The 1,306-nt window shown below is 41.8% G+C and carries 2 pseudogenes; both read left to right on the top strand.

The features are described 5' to 3' along the window. Positions 1-379, top strand: a pseudogene (locus PSF67_RS10150) (hypothetical protein); the annotation flags it as partial. 1 nt (position 380) lies between these two features. Beyond that, positions 381-1,306, top strand: a pseudogene (locus PSF67_RS22090) (hypothetical protein); the annotation flags it as partial.

Here is a 1,306-nt window from a genome sequence, read left to right as displayed (position 1 = left end):
TCATGAGCAGATGACACAATTCAAGCTGGACGTAACCAAAGCATTCAGTAAGAAACGCGCCGCTGAACCTATCCGCCGCGAATATCTGCCTCATTACCATGAGTCACGCGACGCACTCAGAGACTTAGGCGCAGAGAAATATCATTACATCAACCTAGCCCGTACAGAGAACCGATTAACAGGCTTACTCACTGGCGAACGTGCCAGCGCAGACGAGCAACAATTAGGTTTATTAGTCTGCATGCAAAAAATCGAACAGGCAGCATTTCAGGATGCTATTGATTCGGGGTTATCGGCTACTCAGGCATTGCGAGAGGTTAGCAAACGCATTGAGCAGTTCGCTAGTTTAATGAGTCCTACAGTGCGGATTGGTGGTTAATATGATGAATGCGACTAAAGCAATGTTTGATACCCCAAATCGGGGGAATCAAAGTTTAAATATTAATCAATTAACACCCGATTGGGTGAATATTGCCTACCAAGAGAATGATTTCCTACTGGCAGGTGGGGAGTCGGTTAAAGTGGACGCCCTTTTATCCATCTTGAATCTAACTTCAAGTTATAGTCAATCAGACAAACTTTCGTCTGGTTACTCGGTCAATATTTTAGCTCAGCAATCAGCTAAAACTTTAGCCGATGTATTAGCGAAAATTTACGCCAATCAATCACCCAAATTTACGGGAAATAAATCTGGGGAATATTTCTCAGGTTATAAATCCGCTGATATTTTGCGCTACTCAAATGTGAGTCACTCAAAACGTGGAGAATTTACACCATTTGCTAAAGGTGATTTTTCTCACCTTATGCAAGGTTTATTCGGCATCACTACACGGGGCAGAATTGAGTTTTTGGAGTCCATAAAAAAGGGCAGCCAATCGGCTACCCTTGGAAACGTCGATATTGAATACCGAGCAAGTGAGAATATTAATACTAGCTTACTTCTCTGGTATGGCAAATATCAGTTTTTAGGCTTAACACCTAATCTTTCCAGCTCGTTACGACAGGCTGTCTTAACCCATGCGCTAAATGAAGTATCTGCAGAGGCAGTATTGATTTGCTCTAATAGATCATCTTCAAAGCGAATATGTTTCATTGTGCTACCTGAACGGTCAAACGCCTTTTTCTCTTTTTTCTCTTGCATTGGTAACTACCACGGTTATAATGATTATGAGTATGGTAACTACCGCGATACCATAACGCAATGGTTACTTACTAAAAAAGCAATGCCCCGCTGTGCGCTAACACTAACGGGGCATCTAATCACCAACGATAGAGTAATTATCGAGGTAACTATGAGTAAGTTTAA

This window comes from Providencia sp. PROV076, from assembly GCF_028483405.1.
Lineage (GTDB): Bacteria > Pseudomonadota > Gammaproteobacteria > Enterobacterales > Enterobacteriaceae > Providencia > Providencia huaxiensis.
The sequence above is the reverse complement of the archived record's forward strand: the minus strand, read 5'-3'. Positions and strand labels throughout refer to the sequence as shown.